The sequence below is a fragment of the Agromyces marinus genome (assembly GCF_021442325.1).
GTDB classification, from domain to species: domain Bacteria; phylum Actinomycetota; class Actinomycetes; order Actinomycetales; family Microbacteriaceae; genus Agromyces; species Agromyces marinus.
Genome location: NZ_CP087879.1, coordinates 3,039,151 through 3,054,518, shown reverse-complemented (window position 1 = coordinate 3,054,518; position 15,368 = coordinate 3,039,151). Strand labels below are relative to the sequence as shown.

The 15,368-nt window shown below is 71.1% G+C and carries 11 protein-coding genes; 4 read left to right on the top strand and 7 right to left on the bottom strand.

All coding sequences use genetic code 11. The annotated features are described in order from the left end of the window. Positions 1 to 131: 131 nt before the first annotated feature. The gene (locus tag DSM26151_RS14420; protein ID WP_234660213.1) at positions 132 to 872 is read right to left on the bottom strand and encodes a sirohydrochlorin chelatase; all 741 of its coding nucleotides are present in this window, start codon (positions 870 to 872) and stop codon (positions 132 to 134) included. A 45-nt stretch (positions 873 to 917) separates the two neighbouring features. Between DSM26151_RS14420 and DSM26151_RS14415 the strand changes: the two genes are divergently transcribed. After that, complete coding sequence (locus tag DSM26151_RS14415) at positions 918 to 1,520, top strand: nucleoside deaminase (protein ID WP_234660212.1); 603 nt, start codon at positions 918 to 920, stop codon at positions 1,518 to 1,520. A gap of 167 nt (positions 1,521 to 1,687) precedes the next feature. Next, positions 1,688 to 4,861 carry an ExeM/NucH family extracellular endonuclease gene (locus tag DSM26151_RS14410; RefSeq protein ID WP_234660211.1) on the top strand — a complete coding sequence of 1,058 codons (3,174 nt, stop codon included), beginning with the start codon at positions 1,688 to 1,690 and terminating at the stop codon, positions 4,859 to 4,861. 97 nt (positions 4,862 to 4,958) lie between these two features. On the opposite strand, the gene DSM26151_RS14405 is transcribed toward DSM26151_RS14410, so the two are convergent. The 6 genes from DSM26151_RS14405 to DSM26151_RS14380 form a co-directional block, all read right to left on the bottom strand. Then, positions 4,959 to 6,389 (bottom strand): MFS transporter, encoded by a 1,431-nt coding sequence (locus DSM26151_RS14405; RefSeq protein ID WP_234660210.1) that lies wholly within the window; start codon positions 6,387 to 6,389, stop codon positions 4,959 to 4,961. Between the two features lie 97 nt (positions 6,390 to 6,486). Next, entirely contained in the window at positions 6,487 to 7,383 is an 897-nt protein-coding gene (locus tag DSM26151_RS14400) for a serine protein kinase RIO (RefSeq protein WP_234660209.1), read from the bottom strand. Between the two features lie 217 nt (positions 7,384 to 7,600). After that, positions 7,601 to 8,911: a 23S rRNA (adenine(2503)-C(2))-methyltransferase RlmN gene (gene rlmN, locus DSM26151_RS14395; RefSeq protein ID WP_234660208.1), complete on the bottom strand. Its 1,311-nt coding sequence runs from the start codon at positions 8,909 to 8,911 to the stop codon at positions 7,601 to 7,603. Positions 8,912 to 8,962: 51 nt separating this feature from the next. Beyond that, positions 8,963 to 9,529 carry a hypothetical protein gene (locus DSM26151_RS14390; protein ID WP_234660207.1) on the bottom strand — a complete coding sequence of 189 codons (567 nt, stop codon included), beginning with the start codon at positions 9,527 to 9,529 and terminating at the stop codon, positions 8,963 to 8,965. A 78-nt stretch (positions 9,530 to 9,607) separates the two neighbouring features. Beyond that, positions 9,608 to 11,101: a M1 family metallopeptidase gene (locus DSM26151_RS14385; protein ID WP_234660206.1), complete on the bottom strand. Its 1,494-nt coding sequence runs from the start codon at positions 11,099 to 11,101 to the stop codon at positions 9,608 to 9,610. 309 nt (positions 11,102 to 11,410) lie between these two features. Beyond that, the gene (locus DSM26151_RS14380; protein ID WP_234660205.1) at positions 11,411 to 12,163 is read right to left on the bottom strand and encodes a DUF559 domain-containing protein; all 753 of its coding nucleotides are present in this window, start codon (positions 12,161 to 12,163) and stop codon (positions 11,411 to 11,413) included. Positions 12,164 to 12,758: 595 nt separating this feature from the next. Between DSM26151_RS14380 and dnaK the strand changes: the two genes are divergently transcribed. Beyond that, positions 12,759 to 14,645 carry a molecular chaperone DnaK gene (gene dnaK / locus DSM26151_RS14375; RefSeq protein ID WP_234660204.1) on the top strand — a complete coding sequence of 629 codons (1,887 nt, stop codon included), beginning with the start codon at positions 12,759 to 12,761 and terminating at the stop codon, positions 14,643 to 14,645. Further along, a complete protein-coding gene (locus DSM26151_RS14370; RefSeq protein WP_234660203.1) occupies positions 14,642 to 15,319 on the top strand; it encodes a nucleotide exchange factor GrpE in 678 nt (225 codons plus the stop codon). Before dnaK ends, DSM26151_RS14370 begins: the two co-directional genes overlap by 4 nt. The last annotated feature ends 49 nt before the right edge of the window (positions 15,320 to 15,368 follow it).

Below are 15,368 nucleotides of genomic sequence, written 5' to 3'. Positions count from 1 at the left end.
TCTCGACAGCGCCCGGGTTCCGGGGCGCGTGCCGACGAAGCTATTGCGCTCCGGGGCATGCCGGAACCCGCACCCGTCACCGTGGGAAACGCGGTGTCATCCGGCGTCGCACGCCGAAATATGACGCGGGGTCAGAAGGCCGAGACGGATGCCGCGTAGCGGTCGAGCACGATCTCGACGAGTTCGCCCGGGGTGTCGTCGGGGCGCAGCAGGGGTGCGGCGAGCACGTCGGGGGCGGCGCCCGCCGCGAGGTCCTGGAAGTAGCCGGGCGCGAGGAGGTAGCTCGCCGCGGCCACGCGCGCGCCGTCGCCGCCCGCGCGGCGTGCGGCCGCGATCGCGTCGGGAACCGACGGGGCGGCCGCCGAGAGGAATCCGATCGAGACGTCGGCGACGGATGCCGCAGCCATCGCATCGCGGACCGAACGGCATGCGGCCACCGCGCGTGCGTCGCTCGAACCAGCCACGACGAGCACGACCGGATCGGTCTCGCGGGCGCCCGCCTCTGCCAGCCGGCGGCGCAGCACGTCGATGAGCCGGTCGTCGGGCCCGAGGGCGTCGGCGACGGCCACCTCGCGGCCGCCCGCACGCGCGTCGGCGGCCGCCCGCGCCAGGTCGACGTGCACGTGGTAGCCGGCCGAGAGCAGCAACGGCACGATCACCGCGGGTTCGCCCGCGGGCAGCGTCGCGAACGTCGCCGGCACGTCGGGCTGCTCGACGTCGACGTGGCAGAGTCGGGTCTCGGGAACCGCGTCGGGCCAGCGCTCGGCCGCGGCGGCTGCCACGGCGTCGTACAGGCCGCGCACGGCCGCACGGCCCTCGGGCGACGACGTGCCGTGCGAGACCGCGACGAGTGCGGGCGGCGGCTGCGTCATCCGCCCATGCTCGCACGGCCGCGGGGCGCGAGGCAGAATGGGCGCATGGATGCCACGGTGTCGTCGTCCTTCTCCGCATCGCTGCCCGCGTGGCTGGTCGCCGACCTGCCCCGGATCGCGGCGAGACCGCTGGGCGATGACGACGAGCGGATGGCGGTCGCCATCGAGCTCGCGGACCGGAACTGGCGTGCGGGAACGGGCGGGCCGTTCGCAGCCCTCGTGGTGGATGCGGCGACCGGGGAGCTGGTGTCGGCCGGAGTCAACCTCGTGCTCTCGAGCGGGCTGAGCTCACTGCACGCCGAGGTCACCGCGCTCTCGCTCGCGCAGTGGAGGCTCGGCCGCTGGGACCTCGGGGCGGATGGCGCCGAGCTCGAGCTGGTCGTCAACTGGGCCACGTGCGTGATGTGCTACGGCGCGACGATGTGGTCGGGCGTGCGCAGGCTCGTGATCGCGGGGCACGGCGAGGAATGCGAACGGCTGACCGGGTTCGACGAAGGGCCGATGCCCGACGACTGGATCGGCGAGTTCGCGCGGCGCGGCATCCGCGTTGATTCGGGGACCCGGCGCGCCGAGGCCGTCGAGGTCTTCCGGGCGTTCGGCGCTTCCGACGCGGTCGTCTACAACGCGCGCGGCTCCGGATCGGCCTGACCGTGCGGGCCGTGCTCAGGTGAGCAACGAGGCATCCGTTCCGTGCACATTCGCCTGCATCGCGTGAACGTCGCGTTGCGGGGGCTATCGCGATCCGCGGCGCTTCCCTAGGCTGACGCGCGTCAGGGGGTCATGGGGGCCCCTGCTTGTGTGCCGGAGGTGCCGAGATGCAACGTCCCGTCCAACGCCTGACCGTGGGGCTCACCGCAGCCGCCCTGATGGGGGTGGGAATGGCGGTGCCGACGGGTGCCGCAGTCGCGGCCGCGGCCGAGCCGTCCGACCTCATCATCAGCGAGTACGTCGAGGGTTCGTCGTTCAACAAGGCGATCGAGCTGGTCAACCCGACCGACGCCGACATCCCGCTCGCGGCGTACTCGCTCGAGGTGTACTTCAACGGCAGCGCTACGGTGACGCCCGCGGGCACCTTCGCCCTGACCGGCACGGTCGGCGCCGGTGACGCCTTCGTCTTCGCGGACGAGGACCTCGCCGCATTCGCCGACCAGGTCACGGCGAGCAGCCTCTGGAACGGCGACGACGCGATCGTCCTGAAGCACGACGGGGCAGTCGTCGACTCTCTCGGCCAGGTCGGGTTCGACCCGGGTTCGCAGTGGGGGACGGGCCTGGTCTCGACCCAGGACAACACGCTCCGCCGCAACGCATCCGTGTGCCTCGGAGACACCGACCCGACCGACGAGTTCGACCCGGCGGTCGAGTGGACCGGCTTCGCGCAGGACACGTTCGACGGCCTCGGCGCGCACACCGCCGACTGCGGTGACGCACCGCCGACCACGCCCGTGATCAACGAGTTCTCCGCCAGCACCACGGGCACCGACGTCGAGTACGTCGAGGTGCTCGGCGCAGCGGCCGCCGACCTCTCCGCCTACGCCGTGCTCGAGATCGAGGGCGACTCGAACTCGAACATGGGCGTGGTCGACGAGGTCATCGCCCTCGGCACGGCCGACGCCGACGGCCGCTACCTCGCCGAGCTTCCCGCGAACGCCCTCGAGAACGGCACGATGAGCCTCCTGCTCGTGGAGGGCTTCACGGGTGCCGCCGGCGACGACCTCGACGCGAACGACGACGGCGTGCTCGACGACGGACCGGGCCTGCCGAGCGTGCTCGACTCGGTCGCCGTGAACGACGGCGGCGCCGGCGACCTCGCGTACGGCGACACCGTGCTCGGCGTCGCGTACGACGGCCTCGCCTTCGCGCCCGGCGGCGCGTCGCGGATCCCCGACGGAACCGACACCGACTCGCCCTCCGACTGGGTCCGCAACGACTTCGACCTCGCCGGCATCCCCGGCTTCGCGGGCACGCTCATCGACGGCGAGGCCGTCAACACGCCCGGCGCCGTCAACGCGCTCACCATCGAGGAGCCGCCCGTCGTCGCGGACTGCGAGGCGCCCATCGTGACCATCGGGTCGGTGCAGGGCTCCGGGGCGAGCTCCCCGGTCGCCGGGCAGACGGTCGAGATCGAAGGCGTCGTGACCGGCGACTTCCAGGTCGGCGGGTTCGACGGCTACTACGTGCAGGATCTCGGCGACGGCGACTCCGCCACCTCGGACGGCGTCTTCGTCTCCGCGCCGGGCGGCGCGGACGTCGAAGCCGGTGACCTCGTGCACGTCGTCGGCGAGGTCGGCGAGTCGTTCGGGATGACGCAGGTCGTCGCGGATGCCTACGCCGTCTGCGACACCGGCGCCGCGCTTCCCCCGGCGGCCGAGGTCACGATCCCCTCGAGCACGGCGACGTACGAGGCCCTCGAGGGCATGCGCGTCACCCTGCCGCAGGAGCTCACGATCATCGAGTACTTCAACTTCGACCGCTTCGGCGAGATCGTGCTCGGCACCGAACGGCAGATGCAGCCGACGGCGGTGTACGCACCGGGATCGACCGAGGCCGTGCGGCTCGCGGCCGACAACGCCGCGAACCGCATCACGCTCGACGACGGCCGCGGGGTGCAGAACCCCGACCCGGCCATCCACCCGAACGGCGACGAGTTCACGCTCGACAACCTGTTCCGCGGCGGCGACCTCGTCTCGAACGCGACGGGCATCCTCGACTGGCGCTTCGGCCTCTGGCGGGTCCAGCCCACGCAGGGCGCCGATGTCACGTCGGTCAACCCGCGGACCGCAGCGCCCGAGGTCGGCGGCGACTTCACGGTGGCCAGCTTCAACGTCCTGAACTACTTCACGACGCTCGGCTCGCGCGGGGCGGCGACGCCCGAGGAGTTCGAACGCCAGGAGTCGAAGATCGTCAGCGCGATCACCGAGATCGACGCCGACGTGTTCGGGCTGATCGAGATCGAGAACAACGGCACCGCGGTCGACACCCTCGTCGCCGCGATCAACGATGCGCTCGGCGCCGAGACCTACGCGGCGATCGACACGGGCGTCGTCGGCACCGACGAGATCACCACGGCACTCATCTACAAGCCGGCAGCGGTGATGCCGGCCGGAGGGTACGCCGTGCTCGACGAGACGATCGACCCGCGCTTCGACACGAACCGGAACCGTCCGGCGCTGGCCCAGACGTTCGCGGACGTCGAGACCGGCGAAGAGGTCACCGTCGTCGTGAACCACCTCAAGTCGAAGGGCTCGGCGTGCGCCGAGGACCCGGACGCGGGAGACGGCCAGGGCAACTGCAACGGTGTCCGCACCGCGGCCGCCGAGGCGCTCGTCGACTGGCTCGCCACCGGGCCGACCGGCGCCGAGCCGGGCCGAGACGTCATCATCGGCGACCTCAACGCCTACGACAAGGAGGACCCGATCCAGGTCCTCACCGCGGCCGGCTTCACCGACCTCCTGCTGGAGGAACAGGGTGAGAACGCCTACTCGTACGTGTTCGACGGCCAGCTCGGCTACCTCGACTACGGACTCGTGGGCTCCGGGCTCGCCGCCAACGTGACGGGCGCCGCGACGTGGGCGGTCAACGCCGACGAGCCCGACCTGCTCGACTACCTCATGGGGTTCAAGCAGGACGCCCAGGACGCGATCTTCGCGCCCGACCCGTACCGCTCGAGCGACCACGACCCGGTGATCATCGGGTTCGACTTCATCGCGCCCGAGCTCTCGGTCACGCCCGATCCCGAGGTCGTCTTCCCGCCGAACGCGAAGTGGCGCAGCGTCACCTTCGACATCGACGCGACCGACGCCTCCGGCGAGGTCGAGGTGTCGATCGTCGACGCGACGGCGACCGGGCACAAGGCGCAGGTCGAGATCGTCTCCGACACCGAGGTGCGGGTGCTCGCCCGAGTGGGGGCCGTCTACACGGTCGTGTTCGAGGCCGTCGACCCGAGCGGGAACACGACGACGCAGGAGGTCGTCATCACGGTCGGCCCGTAGGCCGTAGGCCGTAGGCCCGACGGCGCGTCGCCCCCTCCCCGGGCGGCGCGTCGTCGCACGTCCGGGGAAGGGCGCCGCGCGGCCCGGGCCTCAGTCGCTACGCCGCGACCGCGGCATCCGTCGATCGCTTCGGCACCCGGACGAACAGCATCAGCACCAGCCCCGCCGCGAGCACCAGCACGATCCCGAGGATCCCCCAGTACGTCGCGCCGAACAGCACGATGAACGACGACCACAGCAACGGCGAGAGGAAGCTCGCCGCCCGCCCGGTCGTCGCGTAGAGGCCGAAGATCTCGCTCTCGCGACCCGCGGGCGTGACGCGCGCGAGGAACGAGCGCGACGCGGCCTGCGCCGGCCCGACGAAGATCGTGAGCAGGAGCCCGAAGATCCAGAACGGCGTCGTTCCCGCGTCGTGCAGGAAGAACACGATCAGGCCCGCACCGACCAGGCCGCCGAGCGCCGCGAGGATCACCGCGCGCGGGCCGAACCGGTCGTCGAACCTGCCCGCGACGATCGTCGACACGCCCGCGAGCAGGTTCGCCGCGATGCCGAAGATCATGACCTCGTTCGACGTGAAATGGAACACGACCGCCGCGATCACCGCGCCGAACGCGAACACGCCCGCCAGGCCGTCGCGGAACACCGCGCTCGCGAGCAGGAACCAGAACGTCGGGCGAGACCCGCGCCACAGCCGCACGATGTCCTGCACGAGCACCCCGTAGCTGCGGAAGAACCCCACGCGTTCCCGGCCGGGCGCCGGCGGCGCCTCGGGAACGTACACGAACACCGGCCACGCGAACAGCACCGTCCACACCGCGCAGCCGACCGCGATGACGCGGTACACGAGGCCGTCGTCGGTCGGCATGCCCCACCAGTCGAACGCGGTCGCGATCACCACGAGCACGAGCGCGACGATCCCGCCCAGGTAGCCGAGCCCCCAACCGAGCCCCGACACGCGACCGACCGTGCGCGGCGTCGAGACCTGCACGAGCATCGCGTTGTAGTTCACCCCGGCGATCTCGCTGAACACCGTGCCCGCGGCGATGAGCGAGATCCCGAGGAGGAAGTACGCGGGCGAACCCTGCACGAAGAACAACGCGGCCATCGACAGCACCAGCGCCGCGGTGGCGCCCGCGAGCCAGAGCTTGCGCCGCCCCGCGGCATCCGCTCGCTGCCCGAGCACCGGCGCGAGCAACGCGATGAGCACACCCGAGACGGTGATCGCCCAGCCCAGCCCGCTCGCGAGGTCGGCCAGGCCCCGCTCGTACGCCGGGTCGCCCTCGCCGAGCTCGACGATCGCGGGATCGAGGAACCAGTCGCTCGTGAGGTACAGCGCCGTGAAGACGAAGGTCAGGATGACCGAGTTGAACGGCTGCGTCGCCCAGTCCCACATCGCCCACGCCCAGACCTGCCGCCGTGGCACGGTGCGTTCGGCCTGCAGGTCGAGGCCGGTCACGGCGGGCAGTTGGTCGGTCGAGAGGGACGCCGGGTCCGGTCGGGGTGCCGGGGGCTGGGGGAGGTCGGTCATGGGGGGAGTCTTCCGACGCGGGGTGAACGGGCGGTGACGGCGCGCCCGGCCGGGCCGATCCGCGTCGATCCCGTGCAGGCTAGCGCCTCGGAGGCGCTCACCGGTAGACGTCGCCGACGAGATCGGCGAACAGCTCCTCGGCGTCGCACTCGAGGCGCTGCCGGGTGAACCACTCGCACACGTTCACGCAGTCGCGGTGCAGCAGGTCGAACCCGTTCGGGTTCGCCACCACGTCGACGACCTGGGGCAGGTCGATCGCGACGACACGGCCGCGGTCGACGAGCAGGTTGTAGGGCGAGAGGTCGCCGTGCGCGAGACCCGCGTGCGCGAGGGTGTGCATGAAGTCGACCACCTGGTGGAACAGGTCGCGCAGCGCGTCACGATCCGCACGCACCTGGGCGAGGCGGGGCGCGGCGACGCGCCCCTCGCCGATGAACTCCATGAGCACCTCGGTCTCGCCCACCTGCACCGGATACGGCACGGGCGCGCCGAGCTCGGTGAGGCGCGAGAGCGCGGCGAACTCGGCGTACGCCCACTCGACGCGGGCGACCTCGCGGCCGTACGACGAGGCCCGCTGCAGCGCACGCACGTCGCGCGAGCGGCGCGTTCCGCGCCCCTCGGTGTAGATCGCCGAGCGGTGGAACAGCCGATTCTCGGCACCCCGGTAGCGTTTCGCAGCCAGCAGCGACGCGTTCCCGGGCTCGTCGGCCGGCGCCCCGGGAACGGCGCGTTCGATGAGCCACAGGTCGGCCTCCTTGCCGGTCTTGACGATGCCGAGCTCGGTGTCGATCGCGGCAGCGGAGGTGACGAGCCAGTCGGGCCGCGGCTGCGGCCCGCGCTCGCTGGGCTGGGTCGCCGGCCAGGTCGACCAGCGTTGGCCGTCGCCCGGCTCGATGTCCGAGAAGGCGAGGGCGTCGGATGCCGCGCCGAACGGCGCAGCGGATGCCGCGCGGGCGCGCGCGGCGGGTTCGTCGAACGACGAGATCAGGTTCACGGTGGGTCTCCGAGATCATGGAGGCCACCGACGCTGATCTAGCGGGCGGCCTCACAGGGAAGGGTGTCTGCGAAACGCGCGACGACGTCGGGGTTCATGACTCACTCCTTCCGGTCTCGGCCCGCGATGCGGGTGGTCGCACTGGCTGCGACGGATGCCGCGTGGTGCGGCCCGACCGAGCATACGCCGGTTCGCGGCATCCGCCAAGCGGGTTCGCTCAGGCGCGCGCGGCGGCCGCCTCGTCCTCTTCGGTCGCGACGAGCTGCCCGCAGGCGCCGTCGATCTCCTTGCCGCGCGTGTCGCGGATCGTGGTCGGGATCCCGGCGTCGCTGAGCCGGCGCACGAACTCGTGCTGCACGTCGAGGTCGGAGGCGGTCCAGATCGAGCCCGGCGTCGGGTTCAGCGGGATCGGGTTGACGTGCACCCACCCCTTGCCGCGCTCGTTGAGCTTCTCGGCGAGCAGGTCGGCGCGCCATCCGTGGTCGTTCATGTCCTTGATGAGCGCGTACTCGATCGACACGCGTCGACCGGTCTTCTCGAAGTACTCGCGGGCTGCATCGAGCGCCTCGTCGACCTTCCAGCGCGAGTTCACGGGGATGAGCTCGTCGCGCAGGCCGTCGTCGGGTGCGTGGAGGCTGAGCGCGAACGTCACCGGGACGTGCTCGTCGGCGAGCTTGCGGATGGCGGGCACGAGCCCGACCGTCGAGACGGTGATGTTGCGCGCCGACATGCCGAGTCCGTTCGGCGCGGGTTCGGCCATGGTGCGGACCGCCCGCATGAGGCGCGCGTAGTTCGCGAGCGGCTCGCCCATGCCCATGAACACGATGTTCGACACGCGCTCGGGCGTTCCGTCGTCGGCGCGTTTGCCGTGCAGGGATCCCGCCGCGATGACCCGGTTCGCCTCGACGACCTGCGCGAGGATCTCGGCGGCCGACATGTTTCGCGTCAGGCCCGCCTGCCCGGTCGCGCAGAAGGGGCAGTTCATGCCGCAGCCGGCCTGGCTCGACACGCACAGCGTGATGCGGCCGGGGTAGCGCATGAGCACCGACTCGACGAGGGCGCCGTCGTGCAGCTTCCAGAGGAACTTGATGGTGTCGCCGCGGTCGGTCTCGAGCCGCTTCACCTCGGTGAGCAGCGGCGGCAGGAGACCGGCGACGAGCTCGTCCCGACCGTCGGCCGGCAGGTCGGTCATCTCGGCCGGGTCGCTCGTCCAACGGGTGAACCAGTGCCGTGCGACCTGCTTCAGGCGGAACGCCGGGATGCCGAGTTCGTCGGCCTTGCCCTTCCACTCGTCGGGCGCGAGGTCGGCGAGGTGCGCCGGCGGCTTGCCGCGCTTGGGCGAGGCGAACTGCAGGAGCGGCCGGCCGTCGGCATCCTTCGCCTGCTGCCAGCCCTCGGTCTTCGGGCGCACCTGTCGGGGCTTGGTCGAGCGGATGCCGCCTCCGCGCGGTTCACGAACGGCCCCGTCGTTCGGGGGCGTCGCGGCCTCCGCGGGGCGTGCGGGGGTCTCGGGCGCGTCGGTCGACATGACCCCAAGGGTACGCGCCGGGTCCGTGCGTCGGCTGGACGGCCGCCCGGGTCAGCTCGCCGGGAGCAGGAACCCCGCGAACGCGGGGGTGCTGAGGTAGGTCACGGTGCCTCCCTCGATGACCACGACGGGGCTGATGCCGTTCGCCGCGTCGGGCTGCCCCCGGTACCCGCCGGGAACCGGGTCGTCGCTCGGCGTGTAGCCGGCTTCGGTGAGCGCGTCCGTCCAGGCCGCGTCGTCCCCGGCGACTGCGATCTGCGCGACATCGACCACGTTGTCGGAGTCCGGCTTGCCCCAGGAGCACACGAGCCCGCCGGCTTCGGAGATCCGCACTGCGATCGGGTCGAACAGGGTCGGCGCGCGTTGCTCGAGCCCGTCGGCTTCGAGCGTCGTGTAGGCATCGGGTGCGAGCACCGTCGTGCAGGTCGCTGGGATCGCGGCGGGTTGGTCGTCCGGTGCGTCCGTCGCCGGCGCTGCCTGCCCCGACTCTGCGGCGTCCGTCGGTGCAGCGGATGGCGCGGGCGACGGACCGCACCCGGTGAGGCCGATTCCGAGGGCGATGCCGAGGGCGAGCAGGGCGGCGGCGGGCGCGTCGCGACGCGAGCGGAGTCGGGTCATGGGCTCAACCTAGTGCGCGTGCGGAAGGGGGCCGGATGCCACGCGGCATCCGGCCCCCTCGGCTCTCGTGGGCGACGGTCAGGGCGTCGTCCAGTCGGCCGGCGGCTTCACCTGGTCGTAGAGCCAGATCTGGAAGAACTCGTCGAGGTCTTGACCGGAGACCTCTTCGTACACGGCCTGGAAGTCCTCGCTCGTGCCCGCCGAATCGTTGTAGCGCTCGAGCCAGAGCTGCGCCGCGGCCAGGAAGTCGGCGTCGCCGACCTCGAGCCGCAGTGCGTGCAGGGTCGCCGCGCCGCGGTTGTACACCTGCGTCGCGAAGAGTCCCAGCTCGCCCGGGTCGCCGATCTGGAGGCCCCAGTAGGCGGCGTCGCGCGCGGGGGCGTACCAGTTGTCATACGACTGCTGGGCCGTGCGGATGCCGCGCTCCTCGTTCCACATCCAGTTCGCATAGGTCGCCCAGCCCTCGTTGAGCCAGATGTCCTGCCACCGCTCCGGGCTCACGGCGTTGCCGAACCACTGGTGTGCGAGTTCGTGCGAGACGGTGCCCTCACTGGCGGACGACGAGTACACGGGTCGGGTCTGCGTCTCGAGCGCGTAGCCCACCGAGTCGTTGTCGACGATCGACCCGTAGGCGACGAACGGGTACGGCCCGAACTTCGACTCGAAGAAGTCGACCATCGCCGCTTGCCGGCCGAGGCTCGCGTTCGTCGTCGCGAGGCGCGACGTCGAGAGCTTCGTGTCGACCGCGTCGATGATCGGCACGCCGCTGCTCGACGTGTACGTCTCGCGGAGGTCGAAGTCGCCGACCGAGGCGGTCGTGAGGTAGCTCGCCTGCTGATCGGGGGCGTCCCAGAACCACGTGGTCCACCCGTTCGCGGTCTCCTCGGGCTTGGGCTGGATGCCGTTCGCGACGGCCACCTTGCCCTCGGGCACCGTGATCTCGAACGAGTACGTCGCCTTGTCGGTCTGGTGGTCGCTCACCGGGTACCAGGTCATCGAGCCGTCGGGCTCGCTCGCGACCAGCGCACCGTCGCGCTGGGTCACCCAGCCGTACAGCGCTCCTTCGATGTCCCTCGGCCTGGTGGTCGTGCCGCCGTACTCGACGACGACCTGCACCTGCTCGCCGGCCTTGAGCTTCGGCCGGGGCTGGACCGTGAGCTCCCACACGCGAGCGTCGTCGTCCTGGACGTGCCAGTACGCGGCGCCGTCGACCTCTTCCCCGGCGAGGGGCGGGGCGACGGATGCCGCCGGCTTCCCGTTCACGCTCAGCGCGTGCACCTCCATGCCGCGCAGGTCGAGGTTGAACCGGTCGAGGTCCTGCGTGGAGACGAGGTCGATCGTGGCCACGCCGTCGAACTCGCCCACGAGCGGTGCCGGATCCGGTGCCGGCGGCGTGTACGTGATGTCGAGGTCGTAGTGCTGGACGTCGTAGCCGCCGTTCCCGGCGAACGGGAAGTAGGCGTCGCCGACGCCCTCGGCTCCCGCCGTGTACCTCGGCCCCGGCTTGCCACCGGGTGCAGCGGTCGCGCCCGCGGCGCCGACGGCACCCAGTGCCAGCGTCGCGACGGCCATTCCGCCCAGAAGTCTCGTGCTCGGTCTCATCCGTTGTTCTCCCTGCTCGATTCAGGCATCGTGCCCGAACTCTATGGCCACCCCCCTTCCTGCGGAACCCCCCTTTCACCTCTCACCTCTCACCTCTCACCTCTCACCTCTCACCTCTCACCTCTCACCTCTCACCTCTCACCTCTCACCTCTCACCTCTCACCTCTCACCTCTCCCCTCCTCCTGACCCGTCGAGTGTCCAACCGATGCGGGATACCCGCCCCGGTGTCGGCATCCGCTGGACACTCGGCGAAGCGCGGATGCCCCGGGGAGGGGGCCTCAGCGGCGCGTGGCCAGGGCGGCGGCGAGCTGGGCGAGCACCTGGTGCGTTCCGAGGGAGGTGCGCACACGGAGGACGGTCCACCCCGCCGCTGCGAGGGCGTTCAGGCGCCCCACGTCTCGCGCGAACTGCCCGGAATCGGTGCGGTGGTGGTCGCCGTCGTACTCGAGCAGCACCTTGGCGGCACGGAACACCAGGTCGCCGTACACCGTCGCTCCGCCCGGCAGGCGGATCGCTGCGTTGCACTCCGGCTCGGGGAAGCCCGCCGCGACCACCTCGAGGCGGAGCAGCGATTCGCGTCTCGATGCCGAGCCGGAGCGGATGTCGCGGCGAGCCTCGTCGCGCGCCCGCGACCCGCGCCCGCGGCGGTGCCGTTCGATCGCCGCGTCGAGTTCATCGACGGGGATGATCGCCACGGGCCAGCCCAGGAGTGCGTCGCCCGCCGCCACGAGATCCGGATGGGAGAGCCGCCCGGCCATCTGGCACCACGCGTCGGCGGGCGAGACCACCGGCAGGCCCCGCACGACGCCGAGCCGGATGCGCGTGGGATCGATGCGATGACCGATCACGCCGCGAGTCCGCGGCTCGCGTCCAGTCAGGGCGGAGACGTGCAGCGGAGGGCGCTCGTGGGCGTACGGGAGCGGGAGGCCCCACAACGATGCGGCGGTCGCGTGACTGAACACCTGGGCCGGAGGCATCCGCTTCGCGAACGCACGGCAGTGCGTCTCGAGGTCTTCGGGTGAGCCCGCCATGCGCACTCCGTGATACGGCGCCGTGAGATCGGCGGCCCGGAGTCGCCCGCGCGACACTCCGAGCGCGTCCGCGGCCTGCACCGAGAACGGGCCCGAACGCAGCCTGGGAGGAAGTGGTCGCGCTCGCATCGCCCCATCGTCGCCGCCCCGCGCCGACACCCCCGACGCCGCCGCCCTCAGCCGCGCACCCCACCCGACGCCCGCCCTGTGGAGGACCCCTGCGCTCGCCCCGCCCCCGCCCCCTGAGTCCTGCCCTGCCCCTGCCCCGCCGAGTGTCCGATGGATGTCGCTCGACGTGGTTGGAGGTGGCATCCATTGGACACTCGGCGCTGCGGAAGGGAGGGGAGGAGGGGAGCAAGGGAGGGAGAAGGGAGGTGGGAGTGGTTGCAGGGCAGGGGAATGCTGGGAGAGCACCTTGAATTGAGTCAACTGCACTCAAGTTCTGGGGTCTCGACTTGACTTCCGAATCGCCCACGGAGACACTTGAGTCGGCGAGGCTCAAGTCTCGCCGATCACAGGCTTCGGTCGCGGTGGACCGCCGGGCCGATCGTCGGGAGTACGAACGAGAGACCTCCCGGCAGAAGGAGATACACACATGTCACGTGCAGTCGGAATCGACCTCGGCACCACGAACTCGGTCGTCAGCGTCCTCGAGGGCGGCGAGCCCGTCGTCATCGCAAATGCCGAGGGCTTCCGCACCACCCCGTCGGTGGTCGCATTCACCAAGGACGGCGAGGTGCTCGTCGGCGAGACCGCGAAGCGTCAGGCCGTCACCAACGTCGACCGCACCATCGCGTCGGTCAAGCGCCACGTCGGCACCGACTGGAAGACGCAGGAGATCGACGGCAAGAAGTACACGCCGCAGGAGATCTCGGCGCGCATCCTGCAGAAGCTCAAGCGCGACGCCGAACAGTACCTCGGCGACACCGTGACCGACGCGGTCATCACCGTTCCGGCGTACTTCAACGACGCCGAGCGCCAGGCCACGAAGGAGGCCGGCGAGATCGCGGGCCTGAACGTGCTCCGCATCATCAACGAGCCGACCGCGGCCGCGCTCGCCTACGGCCTCGACAAGGGCAAGGAGGACGAGCTCATCCTCGTCTTCGACCTCGGCGGCGGCACGTTCGACGTGTCCCTCCTCGAGGTGGGCAAGGACGACGACTTCTCGACCATCCAGGTCCGCGCGACCTCGGGCGACAACCGCCTCGGCGGCGACGACTGGGACCAGCGCCTCGTCGAGCACCTCATCAAGCGCTTCAAGGACTCGACCGGCGTCGACGTCTCGAAGGACAAGATCGCGCTGCAGCGCCTCAAGGAGGCCGCCGAGCAGGCCAAGAAGGAGCTGTCGTCGAGCATGTCGACGAGCATCCAGCTGCCCTACCTCTCGCTCACCGAGAACGGCCCGGCCAACCTCGACGAGACCGTCACGCGTGCGCAGTTCGAGAACATGACCTCCGACCTGCTCGACCGCACCAAGAAGCCCTTCGAGGACGTCATCCGCGAGGCCGGCATCAAGCTGTCGGACGTGGCGCACGTCGTGCTCGTCGGCGGTTCGACCCGCATGCCCGCCGTCTCGGAGCTCGTCAAGCAGGAGACCGGCCAGGAGCCCAACAAGGGCGTCAACCCGGACGAGGTCGTCGCCGTGGGCGCGGCACTCCAGGCCGGCGTCCTCAAGGGCGAGCGCAAGGACGTGCTGCTCATCGACGTCACCCCCCTGAGCCTCGGCATCGAGACCAAGGGCGGCATCATGACCAAGCTCATCGAGCGCAACACGGCCATCCCGACCAAGCGCAGCGAGACCTTCACGACCGCCGACGACAACCAGCCGTCGGTCGCGATCCAGGTCTTCCAGGGCGAGCGCGAGTTCACGCGCGACAACAAGCCGCTCGGCACGTTCGAGCTGACCGGCATCGCGCCGGCGCCCCGCGGCATCCCGCAGATCGAGGTCACCTTCGACATCGACGCGAACGGCATCGTGCACGTGTCTGCGAAGGACAAGGGCACCGGCAAGGAGCAGTCGATGACCATCACCGGCGGCTCGTCGCTGCCGAAGGAGGACATCGAGCGGATGGTCCGCGACGCCGAGGAGCACGCGGCCGAAGACAAGCAGCGCCGCGAGTCCGCCGAGGTCCGCAACCAGGCCGAGCAGCTCGCCTACTCGGTCGACAAGCTCATCAAGGACAACGACGACAAGCTCCCGGCCGACGTCAAGTCCGAGGTGCAGGGCGATGTCGATGCGCTGAAGACCGCGCTCGCGGGCGAGGACGACGACGCCGTGAAGTCGGCGTTCGAGAAGCTCTCGCAGTCGCAGGGCAAGCTCGGCGAGGCGATCTACGCGCAGGGCCAGCAGGCGGATGCCGCGGCCGGCGCCAACCCCGGCGAGGACGCGACGGCGACCGGCGCCGAGGGCGCTGACTCCTCCGACGAGGACGTCGTCGACGCCGAGGTCATCGACGACGAGGATGAGAAGAAGCAGGCATGACGGACGAGAACCAGAACCAGGACGAGTCGATCATCCGCGACAAACGGCGGATCGACCCGGAGACGGGCGAGGTTCGCAAGCCGAAGGCCGACGGGGCGGACGCCGAGTCCGCCCCCGAGGCCGGTGCGACGGCTGCCGCGGCATCCGCTTCGCCCGATGCAGACGCGGCTGGTGAGCCCGATGCCGACGCGCCCGCCGAGGGCGAGGACGAGTTGACCGTCGAGGACATCCTGAGCGCCGCGCAGGCCGAGGTCGACGACCCGTCGGCCGAGCACCTCGCCGACCTCAAGCGCGTCACGGCCGAGTACGCCAACTATCGCAAGCGCACCGAGGCGAACCGCGAACTCGAGCGCGAGCGCGCGATGGGCGCGGCGGTCGCGGTGCTGCTGCCCGTGCTCGACGACCTCGACCGCGCCGAGAAGCACGGCGACCTCGAGAGCGAGGGGGCGTTCGCCACGATCGCGGCCAAGCTCCGCGCGTCGGTCGAGCGGCTGGGCCTCGCGAAGTTCGGCGAGGTGGGCGAGGCGTTCGATCCGCAGCGCCACGAGGCGATCTTCCAGCAGCACTCCGACGAGGTCGAGGTCGACACGGTCGCCGACGTCGTCGAGACGGGCTACCTGCTGGGCGACACGCTCCTCCGGGTCGCGAAGGTCGTCGTCAAGACGCCGGCGTGACCCGCACGGGCCGGTCCGCGGCATCCGCCATGCTCGGCGGGCGTCGCGG

What these genes read in the sequence shown, in the direction of transcription:
- DSM26151_RS14420 (WP_234660213.1), bottom strand. Translation starts at nt 872, where the DNA reads ATGACGCAGCCGCCGCCCGCACTCGTCGCGGTCTCGCACGGCACGTCG.
- DSM26151_RS14415 (WP_234660212.1), top strand. Translation starts at nt 918, where the DNA reads ATGGATGCCACGGTGTCGTCGTCCTTCTCCGCATCGCTGCCCGCGTGG.
- DSM26151_RS14410 (WP_234660211.1), top strand. Translation starts at nt 1,688, where the DNA reads ATGCAACGTCCCGTCCAACGCCTGACCGTGGGGCTCACCGCAGCCGCC.
- DSM26151_RS14405 (WP_234660210.1), bottom strand. Translation starts at nt 6,389, where the DNA reads ATGACCGACCTCCCCCAGCCCCCGGCACCCCGACCGGACCCGGCGTCC.
- rlmN (WP_234660208.1), bottom strand. Translation starts at nt 8,911, where the DNA reads ATGTCGACCGACGCGCCCGAGACCCCCGCACGCCCCGCGGAGGCCGCG.
- DSM26151_RS14390 (WP_234660207.1), bottom strand. Translation starts at nt 9,529, where the DNA reads ATGACCCGACTCCGCTCGCGTCGCGACGCGCCCGCCGCCGCCCTGCTC.
- DSM26151_RS14385 (WP_234660206.1), bottom strand. Translation starts at nt 11,101, where the DNA reads ATGGCCGTCGCGACGCTGGCACTGGGTGCCGTCGGCGCCGCGGGCGCG.
- DSM26151_RS14380 (WP_234660205.1), bottom strand. Translation starts at nt 12,163, where the DNA reads ATGGCGGGCTCACCCGAAGACCTCGAGACGCACTGCCGTGCGTTCGCG.
- dnaK (WP_234660204.1), top strand. Translation starts at nt 12,759, where the DNA reads ATGTCACGTGCAGTCGGAATCGACCTCGGCACCACGAACTCGGTCGTC.
- DSM26151_RS14370 (WP_234660203.1), top strand. Translation starts at nt 14,642, where the DNA reads ATGACGGACGAGAACCAGAACCAGGACGAGTCGATCATCCGCGACAAA.